Origin of the sequence: Pseudomonas sp. EA_105y_Pfl2_R69, assembly GCF_963970915.1 — a bacterium.
Lineage (GTDB): Bacteria > Pseudomonadota > Gammaproteobacteria > Pseudomonadales > Pseudomonadaceae > Aquipseudomonas.
The window spans coordinates 79,160-98,368 of record NZ_CAXAOO010000001.1 but is presented as its reverse complement, the minus strand read 5'-3'; the positions used below and the strand labels follow the sequence as shown (position 1 = coordinate 98,368).

Annotated in this window: 10 protein-coding genes and 1 riboswitch; of the genes, 4 read left to right on the top strand and 6 right to left on the bottom strand. The window is 62.9% G+C overall.

Annotated features, from left to right (window positions below; genetic code table 11):
- Positions 1-82 precede the first annotated feature (82 nt).
- Positions 83-751 carry a TIGR04211 family SH3 domain-containing protein gene (locus tag AACY13_RS00370; RefSeq protein ID WP_339458278.1) on the bottom strand — a complete coding sequence of 223 codons (669 nt, stop codon included), beginning with the start codon at positions 749-751 and terminating at the stop codon, positions 83-85.
- Positions 752-1,074: 323 nt separating this feature from the next.
- Positions 1,075-2,175, bottom strand: coding sequence for a TRAP transporter substrate-binding protein (locus AACY13_RS00365; protein ID WP_339458277.1), 1,101 nt, complete (start codon positions 2,173-2,175; stop codon positions 1,075-1,077).
- A 194-nt stretch (positions 2,176-2,369) separates the two neighbouring features.
- Between AACY13_RS00365 and AACY13_RS00360 the strand changes: the two genes are divergently transcribed.
- Both AACY13_RS00360 and AACY13_RS00355 read left to right on the top strand, forming a co-directional pair.
- Entirely contained in the window at positions 2,370-2,915 is a 546-nt protein-coding gene (locus AACY13_RS00360) for a TRAP transporter small permease subunit (protein WP_339458275.1), read from the top strand.
- The gene (locus AACY13_RS00355; RefSeq protein ID WP_339458274.1) at positions 2,908-4,284 is read left to right on the top strand and encodes a TRAP transporter large permease; all 1,377 of its coding nucleotides are present in this window, start codon (positions 2,908-2,910) and stop codon (positions 4,282-4,284) included. Before AACY13_RS00360 ends, AACY13_RS00355 begins: the two co-directional genes overlap by 8 nt.
- 112 nt (positions 4,285-4,396) lie before the next feature.
- Here AACY13_RS00355 and AACY13_RS00350 read toward each other — a convergent pair whose 3' ends face one another.
- Entirely contained in the window at positions 4,397-5,173 is a 777-nt protein-coding gene (locus AACY13_RS00350) for a general secretion pathway protein GspB (RefSeq protein ID WP_339458272.1), read from the bottom strand.
- 4 nt (positions 5,174-5,177) lie between these two features.
- Positions 5,178-6,911, bottom strand: a complete 1,734-nt coding sequence (locus tag AACY13_RS00345; protein WP_339458270.1) for an ExeA family protein — start codon at positions 6,909-6,911, stop codon at positions 5,178-5,180.
- Between the two features lie 192 nt (positions 6,912-7,103).
- Here AACY13_RS00345 and AACY13_RS00340 point away from each other — a divergent pair, with 192 nt between their 5' ends.
- Both AACY13_RS00340 and AACY13_RS00335 read left to right on the top strand, forming a co-directional pair.
- Positions 7,104-8,465: a sigma-54 dependent transcriptional regulator gene (locus tag AACY13_RS00340; RefSeq protein WP_339458269.1), complete on the top strand. Its 1,362-nt coding sequence runs from the start codon at positions 7,104-7,106 to the stop codon at positions 8,463-8,465.
- A 1,176-nt stretch (positions 8,466-9,641) separates the two neighbouring features.
- Positions 9,642-9,716, top strand: a riboswitch (cyclic di-GMP riboswitch).
- Positions 9,717-9,779: 63 nt separating this feature from the next.
- Positions 9,780-12,104: an Ig-like domain-containing protein gene (locus AACY13_RS00335; protein WP_339458267.1), complete on the top strand. Its 2,325-nt coding sequence runs from the start codon at positions 9,780-9,782 to the stop codon at positions 12,102-12,104.
- 82 nt (positions 12,105-12,186) lie between these two features.
- On the opposite strand, the gene AACY13_RS00330 is transcribed toward AACY13_RS00335, so the two are convergent.
- Together AACY13_RS00330 and AACY13_RS00325 are read right to left on the bottom strand one after the other, a co-directional pair.
- The gene (locus AACY13_RS00330; RefSeq protein WP_339458265.1) at positions 12,187-15,207 is read right to left on the bottom strand and encodes a DUF7507 domain-containing protein; all 3,021 of its coding nucleotides are present in this window, start codon (positions 15,205-15,207) and stop codon (positions 12,187-12,189) included.
- A gap of 1,228 nt (positions 15,208-16,435) precedes the next feature.
- Positions 16,436-18,676 carry a hypothetical protein gene (locus AACY13_RS00325; RefSeq protein ID WP_339458263.1) on the bottom strand — a complete coding sequence of 747 codons (2,241 nt, stop codon included), beginning with the start codon at positions 18,674-18,676 and terminating at the stop codon, positions 16,436-16,438.
- Between the last annotated feature and the right edge of the window lie 533 nt (positions 18,677-19,209).

Below are 19,209 nucleotides of genomic sequence, written 5' to 3'. Positions count from 1 at the left end.
GTGCGCTTACCTAGCGCCGTAGGGTGACGCGGGGCCGCCCAGGCCCTGCGCACCAGGAGCTCGCCGCCTGCACTTAGGCCCATCAGACCCACTGATCGTTGCGCTTGCGCCGCACCCGCAAGAGGGTCGGCAAGAGCAGCCCGGCGAACAGCCCGGCACCGGCGATGCTGCCGCCGTAGACCATATAGCGCATCAGTACCTGCTGGTTTTCCTCGCCCAACTGCGCCTGCACCTCGCGCAACTCGGCACGCGCCCGGCTCAGCTCGATGTCGAGGGCGGCACGGGCGGCCTGGGTCTCGTCGATCAGCGCCTTGCGCGCCTCCAGGGTCTCCTGCATGCCCTGCACGCGGGTCTTCCAGGTGTCGTCGATGCCTTTCAGCTCGGCACTGAGCTCGGTCACCTTCTGCTCCAGCTGCGGCAGACGCTCGGCCTGGCCGGGCACGTCCTGCAGGTCGCGGCTGGGAATCCACACGGCGCTGCCGTTCTCGCCACGCACCTGGCTGTAATCCCCCTGGCTGCGCAACAGCTCGACCTTCTGTCCGGAAACCAGCGTACCGACGATGCGGTAGCCATCGGTCGGGCCGCTGCGCACATAGGTATTCAGGCTATCGCTGACCCAGCGCTGATTGCTCGCGGCCTCCTCGGCATGGGCCGGAGCACCGCTCACCAGCAGGCCGGCGAACAGCCAGGCAGCGCGGGCGCGGCGCTGAAACGGGGAAAGACAGAGGGGGAACTGACGGGATAGGGACATAGGGCAATCTTCACATGGCAATAGAACAAAACCCTCGAACGGGCGCGATAAAAGCCGGCCAGGCGCATTGTTTGGACAGAAACGCGATCAGGGTGAAATGGGGGCAGCGCATGGCCAATGGCCAGGCCACCCACCCGACGGGCCGACAGCAGACAGACAGCCGGCAAGCGGGTGGAGTTCACTCGAAATTTATGCCCAAGGGATGGGCGGCGCGCAGACAAGTGACGACGGCTAGAGACGAGGCGGATGGCGGCGGCCGACGGGAAGCGGATCAGCGGGTGTAAAAACGCCGGCACGAGGCCGGCGTTTTTTGTGGCGGCAAGTCAGCCGCGGATATTGTAGATATCCTTTTCGTTGAACTCGGCGTAGTCGTACAGGCGCTGCAGATAGGCCTTCTGCTGCTCCCAGACCTTGCTCGCCACCGGGTCGGCGGCGGCGCTGGCGTCGACCACTTCGGCGGCCACTTCCTTGAGCCTGGCCAGCACGTCGTCCGGCAGACGGCGCACTTCAACGCCTTCGCCCTTGAGTTGCTCCATGGCTTCCATGTTCTTGGCGTTGTAATCGTCGAGCATGTCGCCGTTCACATCGCGGGCGGCGGCGCGGACGATGGCCTGCAGGTCGGCCGGCAGGGTTTCCCAGGCCTTGATATTGACGTCCAGTTCGAACAGTACGCTCGGCTCCTGCCAGCCCGGGGTGTAGTAGTACTTGGCCGCCTTGTGCAGGCCCAGGGCCTGGTCGTTGTACGGGCCGATCCACTCGGTGGCGTCGATGGCACCGGTCTGCATGGCGGTAAAGATCTCGCCGGCCGGCATATTGACCACGGTGCCGCCCATCTTGGTCAGTACTTCACCACCCAGGCCCGGGGTGCGCATCTTCAGGCCCTGGAAGTCGGCGACGCTGTTGATTTCCTTGTTGAACCAACCGGCGGTCTGCACGCCCGTGCTGCCGCAGGCCATCGGCAGCACGCCGAACGGCTTGTACACTTCTTCCCACAGCTGCATGCCACCGCCCTTGTGCAGCCAGGCGTTCATTTCCTGGGCGTTGGGGCCGAACGGCAGGGCGCAGAAGAACTGCGCGGCCGGGACCTTGCCTTTCCAGTAATAAGGCGCGCCATGACCCATTTCCGCGGTGCCGCGGGAGACGGCATCGAATACTTCCAGCGCCGGCACCAGTTCGCCGGCGGCATACACCTTGACCTTGAGACGGCCGTTGCTCATTTCCTCGACCAGCTTGGCGAAGCGTTCGGCACCGACGCCGACGCCGGGGAAATTCTTCGGCCAGGAGGTGACCATTTTCCAGTTGAAAGTCTGCGCCTGCGTACCCTCTTGAGGCGTGGCAGCGGTTTCGGCTTCCTGTTTGCAGCCGGCCAAGGCCGTGGCTGCAAGACCCACGCCTGCGGCGGCGAGAATTTGACGACGTTTCATGCAAAGCTCCTTATTGTTGTATTGGTCTGACCACAGGATCACTGCGGCCACACCACGCTTGAGTAACATAGGGGTAAGTGACTCTCAAGCCTAGCGGATACGACTAAAGTTGTAGTGCCATTGCCGCATTTACCCAGGCCTGCCTAGAATCGCCGGCCTGCCTGCTTAATAACCCATAACGATAAGGACTGCATATGTCCGACAAGCCTCCTCTCCCGCTGACTCTTGCGCAAATAATCGACACCTTCAATGCCTGGCTGGGCAAGGCCTGCGCCTGGCTCACCCTGTTTCTGGTGCTGGGCACCGCCGTGGTGGTGATCCTGCGCTACGGCTTCGGCATCGGCGCGACCGCCCTGCAGGAAGCGGTGCTCTATGCCCACGCCCTGGTGTTTATGGGTGCCGCCGCCTGGGTACTGCAATGCAATGGCCATGTCCGCGTGGATATCTTCTACCAGAAGTTCAGCGGTCGCCGCCAAGCACTGGTCGATGGCCTAGGCACCCTGCTGTTCCTGTTGCCGGTGTGCCTGTACCTCGGCTGGGCCAGCTGGGATTACGTCGGCAATTCCTGGGCGACCCTGGAGGGCTCCAGCGAATCGGGCGGCCTGAAGTTCGTCTATCTGCAGAAGAGCATCATCCTGGTGCTGGTGTTCAGCCTGGTCCTGCAAGGAATCGCCAACTTGATCAAATCCATCTACATCCTGACCGGCCGCCTCCCCGCTGTGGAGGTGAATCATGGTTGAGTTGATGGCGATTCTGCTGTTTATCAGCATCTGCGCGGCGCTGATGGCCGGCTACCCGGTGGCCTTTACCCTGGGCGGTGTGTCGCTGCTGTTTGCCGGCATCGGCGTGCTCACCGGCACCTTCGATGGCGGCTACCTGAGTGCCCTGCCCAACCGCCTGTTCGGCATCATGAACAACCAGACCATGCTGGCGGTGCCGCTGTTCGTGTTTATGGGGGTGATGCTGGAGAAATCCCGGGTCGCCGAAGACCTGCTGGAATCCATGTCGCGACTGTTCGGCACCCTGCGTGGTGGCCTGGCGATCTCGGTGTGCGTAGTCGGCGCGCTGCTGGCCGCCTCCACCGGCATCGTCGGCGCGACCGTGGTGACCATGGGCCTGCTGGCCCTGCCAACCATGCTGCGGCGCGGTTACGACCCGGCGATTGCCACCGGCACTCTGGCCGCCACCGGCACCCTGGGGCAGATCATTCCGCCGTCGATCGTGCTGGTGCTGCTCGGCGACGTGATGTCCAGCGCCTATCAGCAGGCGCAGTTGAAGATGGGCATCTTCTCGCCGAAGACCGTTTCGGTCGGCGACCTGTTCGTCGGCGCACTGCTGCCCGGCCTGCTGCTGGTCGGCCTGTATATCGCCTATATCATCGGCGTGGCGATCTTCCAGCCGAAGAAGCTGCCGGCCTTGCCCCAGGAAGAGCTCGGCCCGATCGAGTGGGGCAAGCTGATCAATGCCCTGGTACCGCCGCTGCTGCTGATCGGCGCGGTGCTCGGCTCGATCCTCGCCGGTTACGCGACCCCCACCGAAGCCGCTGCCCTGGGGGCGCTGGGTGCCATGGTGCTGGCCCTGTACAAGGGCAAGCTGAACTTCGGCCAGCTGCGCCAGGTGGCCTACGGCACCACCGAGATCAGCGCCATGGTGTTCCTGATCCTGATCGGGGCCTCGGTGTTTTCCCTGGTATTTCGCGGCTTCGGCGGCGAGACCATGATCGAGGACATCTTCGCCCAGCTGCCGGGCGGGGTGCTCGGCGCGTTCTTCCTGGTGATGGTGGTGATCTTCCTGCTCGGCTTTATCCTCGACTTTATCGAGATCACCTTCGTGGTGGTGCCGATTGTCGGGCCGGTCTTGCTGGCCATGGGCCTGGACCCGGTCTGGCTGGGGGTGATGATCGCCCTCAACCTGCAGACGTCCTTCCTCACCCCGCCGTTCGGCTTCGCCCTGTTCTACCTGCGCGGCGTCACACCGCCGTCGGTGCCCACCAGCACCATCTACAAGGGCGTGCTGCCGTTTATCCTGATCCAGATTGCCCTGCTGGTGATCGCCTACCAGTTCCCCGGCCTGATTACCTGGCTGCCGGAACAGGTGTACGGCAAGTAGGGCCGGCTAACGCCCTGCAGGCAATGCTGTTGCACTGAAGCACAATGCCGCTTCGCCCTTACCCGGCAAGCGGCATTTTTTTGATCTTGAGTCGCGCTCAGGACCTGCGCGGTCAGTTCAGGCGCATCCAGTACTTGCCGTCCTGATAGGTGAAGACCATGCCGTCGCTGGTAATCCGCTGCAGAAGCAACTCGGCGCTCAGCCGGTCGCCCTCGCGCAGGCTGCGGCCGCTGGCACGAATAAAGCGCAGCTTGCTGTCCGATGAATAGACATGGGCATTGATGCCCAGCTCGCGCAGTTGTAGCTGCACCGCGCTGGGCAGATTCTTCCAGTGTGCGACATCGCCCAGCTCTGCGCCCTGGGGTGGCGTCTCATCCGGCTCGCGGCGTTGCGGGAGCACCGTCCGCGGGGCCTCGCGGGCGGCGGACCATGCAGGGGCCGCTGGCGCGGCCACCCGTCCGGCCCGCTCCGGCAACTGCAACTGCACCGGGGCGCGCTCGGACACAGGCGGCTCGTCGTCCTCCAACTGCACCCGCAGACCCGCCACATCCTGCAATTGTTGCAGGCCCGGCATCTGGGCCTCCTGGCCGGGAGCGGCGAGGGCCTCGGCCTCGACCGCCGCCTCGACGGGTGGCGGCGCGGCAATCGCCACAGCGCTTTCCACGGGCGGCGGCGCGGTGTCTTCGGCCAGCCACAGCTTGCCGGCGACGCCCCACCCCAACAGCGCCAGCAGCGCGGCACTGACCAGCAGCGCCCACCAGCGCCACAGCCGTTGCGCCACCGCCGGGCGGTAGCTGCTCGCCAGTTCCTGGGGCGTATCGATATGCGGAATATCGCCGCGCCCGCGCTGGTTCTCCGACTGTTTCAACGCATTGAGGATATAGGACATCGCCTCACTCCCAGCCTGCTTCGGCAGTACTCAGCAGCGGAACGCCCGGCTCGGTCAGGGCACTGAGCTGGATCAGGGTCTGCGGCCCGATCACCGCATCGGTGACCAGTTGGTAATGGTGCTGGAAGGCCAGCACCTGCAGTTGCAACGGTTCGTCGTAATGCTGGCGCGGCTGCAGCGCCGCCGGACGCCCCTGCAGCTGTGCCAGACGCGCCTCCAGCCAAGGCACCACGGGGCTGCTGGCCTCCGGACGGATCGGCTCGCGATAGCCCGGCGGCATGCGCCAGAGCAGCAGCTGGCTGCCCTGCATGGCCAGGCGCAACTCGTCCAGATCGACCCGCTGCAGCTCCCCCGCCAGCTCCAGGGTGGCACTGGCCGTAGGGCTGTCCAGGGCCACCAGGGTGGCGTGAAAGCTCTGCCCGCTGCGGTTGTGCAGGTTGATCACCGCCGGCAGGTTGAACTTGAGCAACTCATCCAGACTGGCCACCTGCTGCAGGCAGCCCAACCGGTGCAGGCGGGCGAAACGACAGACCACCGGGGCCTGGCGCGGGTCGAAGTCCAACCCCCAGCGGCGGAACAGGCCCTGATAGGCCAGCACCTCGGTGGCCGCCAGATCCGTCTCGTCCGGCCACTGCCAGTCGGCCGGATTGACCAGCGCTGGCGGCGCGGCCACGACCTGCGCCTCGACCAACGCCGTCGGCTCGGGCAGCGGCTCGGGTGGTTCTACCACGGCCGCGACAGCTGCTGCCTCGTCGGCTGTTACCGGCGGCTCCGGCGGCGTGTCGCGCTGCTCAAGCACCACGGCCTCCGGGCGCATCAGGGCCAACAGCTCGCGCCCACCGGGGAAGAGAAAGCCCGCCAGCAATAGCCCCATCAACAGCAACGGCAGCAGCGCCCAGCGCCAGCGCCAGCGCGAAGGTCGCCGCTCAGCCTGGCCAAGAATCTCCCCGGCGGCGCGGTCCATCACCCGCCAGTCGACCCGGTTACAGCGCTCCACATAAGCGCCGAGCAGGGCGCGGTCGCAGATGATATTGACCATCCGCGGCACCCCAGCGGTCAGCCGGTGCAGACGGCGCAACGCCGCCCGGGTGAACAACGGCGCGGCGCGTCCGCCCACCGCCAGCCGATGGGCGACATAGGCACTCAGCTCTTCGCGCGACAGGGCCTTGAGGTGGTAACGCGCGGTGATGCGCTGGTTCAGCTGGCGCAGCTCGGGACGGGCCAGGGTCTCGAGCAGCTCCGGCTGGCCGATCAGGATGATCTGCAGCAGTTTCTGGCTACTGGTTTCCAGGTTGGTCAGCAGGCGTATCTGCTCCAGCACATCGAGGCTGAGGTTCTGCGCCTCGTCGATGATCAATACCGTATTGATGCCCCTGGCATGGGACTCCAGCAGGTGGGCGTTGAGGGCATCGATATAGCCCTTGATCCGATGGCCGCTGTGTTGATAACCGATTTTCAGCTCGTCGCAGATCGCCTCCAGCAACTCGGTGATGCTGTATTTGGGATTGAGGATAAAGGCGACTTCGGCATGCTCCGGCAACTGCTCCAGCAGACAGCGGCACACCGTGGTCTTGCCAGTGCCGACATCGCCGGTCAGGAGAACAAAGCCGCCGTTGCTGTTGATGCCGTAGAGCAGGCTGGCCAGGGCTTCGCGGTGCTGCTCGCTGAGGTACAGATAGCGCGGGTTGGGCGCGATGGTGAAGGGCAGCTCGGAGAAACCGAAGTATTGGCTATACATGGTGTCGGACCTCGCAATCTACTGTGACTATAGAAGCCCAGGCAGTAGTTTCCAGCTGTACCCGGCAAGCCGCCGAACGGTATGCCCTTTCGTCGCATGGGGCCCTAAATGTCAGGGCTGATCTACACTCCATTTAGGATCGTAATGTTAAGGAAAAAATTGAGTTCGAGATTTCTTTCAAGGACTTAACAGATGTCATCCACAGCGCGTCAAACATCTGACTCACCACGCAGAGCCTTGCTCCTCGATTTGTCCGGTGATGAAAAACTGCTCAACAACCTCCACTTACCCGACTGGGTACTGGACCGAGCGAGTACTGCCGAAAGTGCCAATGGCATGCTCAAATTCCATAACTACCGAGTCGCCATCGCCCTGCTGCCGGAACTGGCGGAGGAGCAGTTCGAGGAAATCGAAGGCCTGCTCGATCGCGACGAGCACCTGGCCTGGGTCGCGCTGACCCAACACAGCGCCCTGGAGAAGCAGGACTTCCGCCGGCTGATCTACGAACACTTCTACGATTACTTCTCGCTGCCCCTGGGCGGCACCCTGGAGCACCTCAAGCACGCCCTGGGTCACCTGGAGGGCATGTCGCGGCTGCGCGACATGGAAGAAGAGAGCCTGCTACCGGTGACCGAATTCCAGATGGTCGGCGGCAGCAAGCAGTTCCTCGCCATCTTCGACCAGATCCGCCGGGTAGCCGGGGTCGAGGCTCCGGTGCTGATCCGCGGCGAGACCGGGACGGGCAAGGAAATGATCGCTCGCGCCATCCACCAACGCTCGCCGCAGTGCGACGGCCCCTTCGTCGCGGTCAACTGCGGGGCCCTGCCGGAAACCCTGATCCATGCCGAGCTGTTCGGTTACGAGAAGGGCTCCTTCACCGGGGCCTACAAGCGCAAGATCGGCCGGGTCGAGGCGGCGCAGAACGGCACCATCTTCCTCGACGAGATCGGCGACCTGCCGCCGCAGATGCAGGTCTACCTGCTGCGTTTCCTCGAACAGAAGACCATCGAACGTCTTGGCGGCAACCAGAGCATCCAGGTCAACGCGCGGGTAATCGCCGCCACCCACGTCAACCTGGAAGAGGCAGTGGCCGACGCAAGCTTTCGCGAAGACCTCTACTACCGCCTCAACGTGCTGAGCATCCTGGTACCGCGCCTGGCCGACCGCGGCAACGACGTGGAACTGCTGGCCCGCTACTTCCTGCACAAGTTCGGCAAGGAATACGGCACCAGCTCCCGCGGCTTCACCCGCCAGTCGCTGGGAGCCATGCTCAGCCACGCCTGGCCGGGCAACGTGCGCGAGATGATCAACCGCATCCGCCGCGCCCTGGTGATGAGCGAGAACCGCATGATCACCCCCGCCGACCTGGGCCTGGAGGAATGCGCGAGCCTGGATATGGTCATGCCCCTGGAAGAGGCCCGCGCCCATGCCGAGGAACTGGCGGTGCGCAGTTGCCTGAGCCATGCCATGAACAATGTGTCCAAGGCCGCCAAACTGCTCGGCGTCTCGCGCGTGACCCTCTACCGCATGATGGACAAATATGGCGTGCGTTAACCGCCTCAGCGCCAGCACCAAGCACGCCCCGAACAGCCGCAGCCGCCGTCGACCTGAGCCAGCGACAGCAACGATTGCCAGTCAAGCCTTGTCGACACCTGGCCAGGCCCATTGTAATGGGGGCTAAACAACTCCCCGGCTGCCGAGCCGAGCCGGCACGGCTTTCCCCCCCGGAAATAGGCTCCTCGCGCCAGATGGCGCATTCCCTGCATGTATTCCCTTACCTTGCGGAGAGAATGCCATGCCCCCAGAGGGTCGTAGAACCACAGACCTGCAGACGCCCGACAGAAGGGCAAACGGCGTCCAGGAACCCATCGCCACGCACCCTGAAAGCGGTGCGCTACCCTTCCCTTTGTTCAGCGATACGCCTTTTACGAACTGGCACCTGCTGCACCGCAAATCCCGCCTGCTGGATCACTTCCATCCCAGCTGCCAACCGCTGATCAAGCTGTGGGACGAGGCCAACGGCGAATAGACTCACCGCAAACATAGAATGCCAATGCACTGCCGTAATGCTGTTCAGATAAGAAAAATGCCGCTTCTCCCTTGCCAGGAAAGCGGCATTTTTTTGCGCTCAGAGCCGTAGGATGGGTAATAACCCATCCTACGTTCTGGAGCACCGTTCAAAGCCATCACGCCCAAATACGGTGAAGACCACCATGATCCGATGTCCCGTTAACCGCAATTTCGCGCAGCTTAAGTGAACAGCATGAGCGTCACTGCCGGGCTTGTGTGAGAAACGCCAGATTAATCGCGCCAAACACCGGCCGAGCAGCCCCGCAAGAATGCGAACCCCGTCGCAAGCCCAACCCACACCGCGATAAACGGTTGTAAACCACGAAAAATCCCCCCTTCCCGCCGGCAAGGCTCTGCCAAGCAGCCTGCAGCCGTTATTGCAAAAAGTTCTAGATCGTTTTTCAACCAAACCCCTGGGTTTTATGCATGATTTGTATAAAAAGTGAACAGCTCTGGTGTTAATTTCTGCCCCCGTTACAGCTGTACAGAAAACGAACATATCAACTCTGGCAACTGTTACAGGAAACACCCCGCTGCAAGGTGCAGTAAACAATGAAGTTTGCCGACCCGGCTGCTGACGTTACAGCAGCCGGGGCGCTCGAGGGGCTTTAACCGGACGGCTACGGTCGTCCATGTAGTACTGCTCACAGAAAGCTCCTCTCCCGATAAAGGCATAACCAGGGCAACCTGGCGACGCAAAGTTACGGGCCCCCACGGGGTTGCCGGACTGCCGAAGGAGAAATTCCCTCATGGACAGCCGTGAAGAGGATCTTTTCTGACTCGATTCAGGAGAGAACCATGCGCTTGTCCAAGCCTTACGCCATATCCATGCTCTGCGCTCTGGCACTGTCCGCCGGTAGCGCCTTCGCCACCCAGCCGAGCACTGCCGCCGCGTCCAGTCCTGTGCAGGAAGCCCGCGAGGCCGCCGCAACGCGCACCACGGAACTGCTCGTCCTGCACAAGCGGCTGCAGAAAGCGACCTCCGGCGAGCGCGCACAACTGCGCGAACAACTGCTCGGCAAGGCCGAACAGCGTCGCCAGCTGCTCGCCGAGCTGGCCCGGAACAACCCGGCCGAAGTGCTGCGCGTCGCCATCCCCGAGGACAAGCAGAAAGGCATGCCGGCTGAAGTGCTGGCCAAACTGGAGCAGAACGTCGAGCTCGATGGCGAGCTGCAGGTGGTCTACGAAGACTACGAGAACGGTGAGCACAAGCTGCGCCACTTCCTCAAGACGCCCTTTGGCGAGCGCTTCGAACTGCGCCTGGCCAATGCCCAGCGCGAATGGCGCAGCGGCCTGAGCGTGCGCGCCCAGGGCGTGCTGCTGGAGAAGAGCAATGGCGTGAATGGCCCGCTGCAGGGCGACCTGGTAGTCAATGACGACGACAGCGGCCTGCTCCTGCTCGCCGATGGAGGCACCAGCAACACCAACGGCGAACTCGCCTACGACCTGCCCAACACCACTGGTGCCCAGCGCACCCTGGCGATCCTGGTCAACTTCCAGGACAAGCCCAGCGACAAGCCCTGGACCACCGCCCAGGCCAACAGCCTGGTATTCGGCGACGCCAGCAACTACTTCCGCGAGAACTCCAACCAGCAGACCTGGCTGACCGGCGACGTGGCCGGCTGGTACACCGTCGCGGTCAACAGCACCGTTTGCGATGGCTTCGCCATCGAGCAGAAGGCCAAGGCCGCGGCCCAGGCGGCCGGCTATGTCCTGAGCAACTACGAGCGCTTCCTGATGATCTTCCCGCAGAACAGCGCCTGCGGTTACAGCGGCATGGGCCAGGTCGGTGCCATGCCGTCCACCAGCTGGATCCACAACAGCCTGACCCTGCGCACCGTGGCCCATGAGCTGGGCCACAACCTCGGGCTCTACCATGCCCATGCGATGGACTGTGGCGACACCACCCTGGGCAGCAGCTGCAGCAGCCAGGAGTATGGCGACACCCTCGACATCATGGGTTACACCGGCACCGTCGGTCACTTCAACGGTTTTTCCAAGGAGCGCCTCGGCTGGCTGAACACCGGCAATCTGGTCAATGTCAGCAGCGCCGGCAGCTTCAGCCTCAAGCCGAGCAGTGCGACCAGTACCTCGGCCAAAGTACTGAAAATCGCCAATGGTGTGGATAGCAGCGGTGCCCCGCGCTACTACTACGTCGAATACCGCCAGCCGCAGGGCTTCGACGCACAGATCAGCAACCGCGGCGTGATCGATGCCAACAACATCTTCAACGGCGTGACCGTGCGCCAGGCCAGCCCAAGCAACGGCAACAGCGTCTACCTGCTGGACATGACCCCCGGCAGTAACTTCGTCGACATGAAGGACGCCGCCCTCACCGGTGGTCGCAGCTTCAGCGACAGCGGCATAACCCTGACCACCCAGGCCACCGATGCCAACCAGGCCCTGGTCACCGTCGACTTCAGCGGTAGCGGCGGCGGCAGCGTACCGACCTGCACCCGCAATGCGCCTAGCGTCAGCATGACCCCCGGCCAGAGCACCTGGCTGGCCGCCGGCAGCAGCTTCGACTACAGCGTGAAGGTGACCAACAACGACAGCAGCGCCTGTTCCAGCAGCAGCTTCAGCCTCAGCGCCGGCAAGCCCAGCGGCTGGAGCACCAGCCTGCCCAGCAGCCTGAGCCTGGCCCCGGGGGCCAGCGCCAGCGCCACCCTGCGCGCCACTTCGGCGAGCAGCGCTGCCGACGGTTTCTACAGCATCAGCGCCACGGCCAGCGCCAACGGCAAGAGCGCCAATGGCAGTGCCAGCTATGTGGTCAGCAACCCGGTAACCAGCAGCAACCGCACCCCAGTGGCGGTGAATGACAACGTGAGCCTGGCCAGCAAGTCGGCGCTGACCATCAATGTGCTGGCCAACGACAGCGACCCGGACGGCGACGCCCTGAGCATCGTTGCCTTCACCCAGGGCAGCAAGGGCAAGGTGACCCGCAACAGCAATGGCACCCTGACCTACAGCCCGGCCAAGTCGTTCAAGAGCGGCGACCAGTTCAGCTACACCATCAGCGACGGCAAGCTCAGCGCCAGCACCACGGTGACCATCGGCCTGCAGACCTCGAGCGGCGACAGCAGCGGTGAGAGCAGCAAGGGCAACGGCAAGGGCAAACCTTGAGCGCATAAAAAAGCGCGGGCCAAGCCCGCGCCTTGTGCTTCAAACAGCGCCCGGGGTTCTCCACACCCCGGGCGTTTTTGCGTCAGAACGAGTTGTCGTTGGCCAGGTCGCAACCCAGGTTGTTATCGGCATCCAGTGCCGACGCCAACGCCAGGATGCTGCCCCGATCCTTGGTGGCCAACGCCGCGTTGACGTCGGCGATCACATCGGCCGTTGTCCGCGGGTAGTCCACTTCCGGATGGGCGCTGTCGAGCAACGCGGCCACTGCTGCACGCAGCAGGATCTGTGCGCTACCCAGCAGGTTATCGCCACCACCGTAGTTCAGCGCATCCATCAGGCTGTCGCCGCCCAGTTTGTTGTTGATCACACCGCTCGGCAGGTCAAACACCGAAATGATCAGCTGGTTCGGGCTATAGCCGGTTGGCGGCCAGCTTCCCGGGCTGTTCTTCCAGAAGCCCGGTGTGCAGCCTTCGAACTCTTGCGGAGGCGGCACATCGCAAGTCGCCTGCGCCGGAGCGCTCTCGACCGGTCCACTGGTCACGGCATCGGTGGCACTGGCCACAACGGTATTGGTGTAGGTGCCAGCCAGGGCCGGCGAGTAGCTACCGTTGTAGTTGGCCGAAGCCCCCGGTGCCAGATCGCCGATGTTGAAGGTCACATCATCCGACGGATCGGCCGGGGTGGCGTTGTCATCGACGATGATCACGCCCAGCAGGGCCACGTTACCGTTGTTGGTCACACTGCCGTCGAACAGGATCGCCTGGCCAAAGGCCGGGGCGTCTGTGCACTGCTTGGTGACCAGCAGATCGGGACTGACATCGGCCAGACAACTGGCATTGGCCGTATCCTGCACCGGACTGCCGGTAACAGCATCGGTACCCGATGCGATCACCACGTCGGTGGAGCTGTTGGCACCCAGCACACCGAAGCCACCGCTGTACGGAGCCGAAGCCCCCGGTGCCAGGTCGATGGGACCCAGTACGGTGACATCGTCACCCGGATTGCCCGGTGTGCCGTTGTCATCCACCACGGTGACGCCCAACAGGGCCACGTTGCCGGTATTGCTCACCGTACCGTTGAACAGCACATCGATACCGGTACCACCGCCGTTGATGCTGGCGCTGCAGAACTTGTCGACTGCGATGTTCGGCAGCACGTCAGCCAAGCAGCTGGCATTGGCAGTATCCTGCACCGGACTGCTGGTAATGGCATCGATACCCGATGCGACCACCACGTCGGTGGAGCTGTTGGTACCTAGGGCACCGAAGCCGCCGCTGTACGGAGCCGAAGCCCCCGGCGCGAGGCTGATCGGGCCGAGCACGGTGACATCGTCAGCCGGATTGCCCGGCGTGCCGTTGTCATCCACCACGGTGACATTGTTCAGCAGCACGTTACCGGTATTGGTCACGGAACCGTTGAACAGCACGTCGATACCGGTACCACTGCCATTGATGCTGGCACTGCAGACCTTGTCGACCGCGATATCCGGCAGCACGTCGGCCAGGCACGTGGCCTGCGCAGTGTCCTGCACCGCATCGCCACCCAGCACAGCTGTACCCGTGGCGACCACATGGTCGGTCGAGGTGTTGCTGCCACTGACGCTGAAGCTACCGTTGTACGGTGCCGAGGCACCGGCATCCAGATTGCCGATATTGATGGTGACATCGTCAGCCAGGTTGCCCGGGGTACCGTTGTCGTCCACCACTGTGACGTTTTCCAGCGCCACGTTACCGCTGTTGGTCACGGTACCGTTGAACAGCACGTCGATGGCGTCGCCGCCGCCGTTGATGCTGGCGCTGCAGAACTTGTCGACCGCGATTGCCGGCGTCAGATCCGGTGCGCAACTGGCTTCGGCCTCCGCCGTTACCGTGGTATTGACCCGATGGCCTTCGGCAGTGACTCGGTCGGTCGGTGCCAGGTCCATGGTGCTGTAGCTGCCGTTGTACGGCTGCGACTCACCCGGAGCCAGGGTTGCCGGTCCGAACACCACGACATCGTCTTCGGTATCGCCCGGGGTGCCCATGTCATCGGTAACGGTGACATCGTTCAGAGCCAGGCCGCCGTCGTTGCTGACCATACCGCTGAAGTTGACCAGGATGCTGTTGCCGCCATCGTTGGCGTCAACCTCGGCCACACAGTTCTTGGTCACATTGATGCTGCACAGGTCGAACGCACCCAGCACGAAGTCCTTCAGCTGAGCGGTTTCCGAACGAGACGAACGGGTCTCGGCGAGGAAGGAGCTGAAGCAGGGCACGTCGCCCCCCAGCAGCTGCGACACGTTGATGCCGCCCTCGAAGAAACTCTCGAACGGCAGGCCGCTGCCCGATTTCGGGGTGTAGGGCCAGAGCGGTTCGCCACTCAGGTTGCCGACGTTGGTGATGGCACAGGCCACCTTGTCGCCGCTACCGTCACACATGGCGTTGCTTGAGCTGTAGATCTCATCCAGGTTGTCGGCCACGTTGTCGTTATCCGCATCCAGCGGATCCCATTCGTAGACCTTGATCTCCGGCACAGCGTTGGCACCCTGGGGATACTCCACCAGCACCATCAGGTCACCGCGCTGATCGCCGTTACGGCCCACATGCTGGCCGTTGAAGGTGCCGTTTGGCCCCAGGCCGACGTTGTCCTGGAAGAACCAGAACGCGGCGTGGGCATCACCGTTGTTGGCGTAGCGATCGAGGCCGAAGTAGATGATCAGGTCACCCGCTTCATGCAATTCCGTGGCTTGCCCGGGCTGCACCGTGTAACCGGCCGCATAGGCGTTGGTGATGTCGTCCTTGTCCGGCACCGAGCCGTCCTTGTAGCGCCATTCGCTGACATCGTTGATGTCCTTGGAGCCACCTTGCCAGTAGATGGTCACGGGGGCCGGGTCGGCGAGGATGCCGGTGAAGGCCGCCGGAGTGCCGCCCTGGGTGCCCAGGAACAGGCTGCCCCAGTCGTCACCCGGGGTTGCCCCGGCATCCAGCGTGTTGCCGTCGAGTTCGAAGAGTCCAGGCGGGTTGCCGTCCACGGCGTATACCCCCGCCGTGGTCGTTATCCCCGCCACCAGTGCCGCGCTAAGCAAGCAGCGCGGTAGTGAGCGTAGAAAGTTTCGCGAGTGCATAGCCGTGCTCCCTCACCCCCGGCTGCACGCTCCCTGGCGTTTGGAGGCTTTGAGACCCCACGACCACGAGCCGGGCTTCCTGACCGGAGTCGATCGCCCGCAGGGCGATCATTCGTGGCGCAAGGTATGCGGATCACCGGCCCCCGATAACCATGGCTCAGCTGCCTCGGATGGCCGCACCGGAGACCAGAAATCTCCTCAGAGCATTACAATCAATTACCATGCCATACAAATAAACTATTGATTTATAAGGACTTTCAATAATAAGACGAGCATGGGCCTGCGCGTTCGAACGGCGAAGTTCGATTTTCTTGTCCATCCTATGAAACAGTGCAACGGGTGCTCGGCGAGCAATTTCCCGCCAGCCCACTGGGCATGGGCCCTGGCACCGAAACCACATTTTTGAGCGCTGTTCAGGCGTGGATACAGCCACGACCAGATAGCGCGGGGGCAAGACCGCAAAAATATCCAACACACCGCCGAAACCAGCGCCTTAGAGCCTCTCAAGCCAACTAGCGGGTAATTTAAGCAGCGTTAAACAGGCCATTTGCCAGCGTTGCACAGGGGTTAGCGCAGAGGTCGATCTGTATGCCTTACGAACGGCAATTGGCGCGTATTTATCAGAATACTGACAGGTGCCTCAGAAACGAACGCCAGGGTTCAGCATTGACACAGCTACCCGCGGAGCACGCGGACAACTGGCTACCGGCTTGGCAGCAGCTGGTGCAGAAGCACCCTAGCCGCCAGCCGCAGATGCCTGAACCAGTCTCAGCCTCGAGGTGCCCCCGCCTGGTCGCCCGAGCAATACTCATGGACCGATTCGCGCGTATACAAAGTCGCGGGCGTTGCGGCATCTGGCCATGACCCAAGAAAAAGTCTGTCGCCCAACAGTGGGTTGCATGGCACAACCCGCCACCGCCTACTGCTTTAAGTCGATCCGTAGGGTCGGTTTGGCGTCTGCTACAAGGCTAGTGGCTATTACCCCGTCAGTTGCGCCCTATCCCACCATGAACAGCACGCCGTCCCCCACGTGGTGGGTTACACGGCGCACCAATGATGCAGTTGATTTTCAGCGCTATGACCTGCGCGGCCCGCCCCCCTACAAAAACTGCGGCCAACACATCACTGAGACATAGCCAAAGAAAAAGGGCGCTGACTGGCAGCGCCCTTTGGTTGGTTCTAGCGGCGACCCTTTCCAGGGGGCCGCCGTTTCAGGGGTGACGCCCGCTTATGGCTCTGGCGGGCAATCCGGGCAGACGCACAGCTCGCAGGTCGCAGTGGCCATTAATGGGCCAAGCGGCGTACCGCTCAAAACACCGGTGCCCGAGGTAGTGGCGGTGTTCTTGAAGGAAACGCCACTCGGGTTGCTCAGAGCACCGAGGATGTTCTGGCCATCCGGGCGATAGGTCTGCTTGAGCACGACCACGTCGCCGGTGTCCATGGTACCGGTGCAGCTGTTGCCCGAGCAGGTCAGGCCCGCACCACCGGACATTTTCACCAGGGTCTGCACATCGGAGTCGCTGATGCTGACGTTGGTCAGGTCCTCGTTACCGGGGTTGCTCACAGTGATGATGTTGCCCACCTGAACCACCACCTGGCCGTTGTCGACCACCAGTTCCACGCCGGTGCCGCCGCCGATGGCGTCATCGCAGACCTTGATGATGGTCAGGTCCGGATTCAGGTTCGGCGTGCAGCTCGCGCTGTCGTTGTGGCTGACCGTGTCGGCGTTGTCGAAGAAGTTGGCACCGCTGGCGGTCAGGGTGTTGGCGTGCGACGGCGTGCCGCTGCTCACCTGCGCCTCATAGGCCAACTGCTCGCCGGCCTCCAGTTCGCCGCCATTGCTGAAGGCCAACTCGCCGCCGTCAACCACGCCATTCTCGTTGGCGTCATACACCACCGTCAGGTCGCCGAAGCTGAACACGGTATCGCTGAGCATGACGTTGACCAGCTTGACGTTACCGGTGTTGCTCACCGTACCGACGATGTCGGCCACGAAGGTGTCGCCATTCTCGATGTTGGGATTGATGCAGTCCTTGAACACCAGGATGCCCGGCGTGCCTACCGGCGGGCAGGTCGCTTGCGCGGTCTCGGTGTCGATCGGCACAGTATCTGCCGGGTCTTCGAAGAACTTCAGGCTGACGATATCGGTGAAGCTGGTCTGGTCATCGAACTGGGTGACCACGTAGCTACCCTCGTAGCGCACCGTCTGACCCGCAGCCAGGGTGAAGGTCGCCTTGCTCGCCGGCAGGCTGTTGAGCCCAGCCGGCACGGCGTCGCCGCCATCGCAGCCGTCAGCGCCAACATCGAAGCACACGGCATCGATAGTCGAGCCGGCCTGATCGTCTTCCAGCTCCACATACAGGGCCAGGCCGCCGGTGTTGCTGGCGGTACCGTCGAAGGCCACGTTGACCTCGTCGCCGGCCTGATTGATGGTTGCTTCGCAGTTCTTGGTGACGTCGGCACCGCAGACATCGAAGCCGCCCAGGGCGAAGTCCTTCAGGGTCGCGGTTTCCGAACGCGAGGCACGGGTTTCAGCCAGGAAGGCACTGAAGCACGGCGTACCACCGAGCAACTGGGTGACGTTGATGCCGCCCTCGAAGAAGCTCTCGAATGGCAGCCCACTACCGGATTTCGGCGTGTACGGCCAGGCTGGCTCACCGGCCAGGTCCTCCAGGTTGCTGATCGCGCAGGCCAGCTTGCCGCCGAGCTGGTCGCACTCGGCATTGCTCTGGGTGATCAACAGATCCAGGTTGTTGGCCACGTTGTCGCCGTCCAGATCCAGCGGGTCCCATTCGTAGACCTTGATCACGGGCACCGCGCCCGCGGCCTGCGGGTATTCCACCAGCACCAGCAGATCGCCAGGGGCATAGTCGGCATCGCCGAGCATGCCGACGCGGCCCACGTGCTGGCCACTGAACTGGCTACCGCTGATTGCCACGTCGTCCTGGAAGAACCAGAAGCCGGCGAAGGCGTCACCGCTGTTGGCATAGCGATCCAGGCCGAAGTAGACGATCAGGTCGCCGGCCTCGTGCACCGGGTCACCCACCGCACCAGCATCGCTGCAGAGCACCACCGTACCGCCAGCATTCAGGCAGACATCGGCCGGGTTGTTGTAGGCAGCGGCATAGGCGTTGGTGATGTCATCCTTGTCCGGCACCGAGCCGTCCTTCTGCCACCAGTCAGGAATATCGTTGATGTCCTTGGAGCCGCCCTTCCAGTAGATGGTCTGGGGTGCCGGATCGGCGAGAATGCCGGTAAAGGTGATCAGGTTGGCGGGCGTTGCGCCGCCATAGAGTGCACCCCAGTCGGTGCCAGGGTCGGCGCTGGCCACGGTGTCGCCTTCCAGCTCGAACAAGCCCGGCGGGCTGCCGTCGATTGCGTTAACCAGGGTCGTGCTGGCGATGCCAGCGGCGAAGATCGCGCCGAGTAGACAACTCGGCACCTTCCTCAACAAGTGTTTCGTGTTCATTTGTCTGCTCCTTCACCGCTCCTCATGTGTTAGTGAGATAGCGGTGTTCAGACGCCCAGCCATAGCGCATGGAATAACGCCGGCGCTGGGGCTTGCCCGTGAGCCGACTGGGACGCTGTGCCTTTGTGCAGGTTGCTAGCGGACCCCGATAGTTTTTAATCCAGCTTCACCACACCATCGAAATCCCTCTCCGGAGGACTGCCGACTCTCCTCGCCGCTTAGGTACTCAATTCCCGTGCCAAATACATAACCATATGTTTTATATTGATTTTTTTATCATGGGCAGGTGGATCCCGGCGTTATTGCGCCACCAGGGAGACAATTGTCGAGGGGGGTGTAAAGGCAGATTGACCGCATGTCTTCGAGATTGCTCGGGCGCAGCGGCAGAACTCCATTGGTATCAATGATTTGGCCAGCAACAGAGGCAGCTGCAGTTGTACAGCCGGCGACACAGGTGCCGATCACAGGGAGGGTGAATGTCGGAAAGCCTGGGTTTCTGCCTGGCAAATTTGGCCCTACAGAGGGGAGCAAAC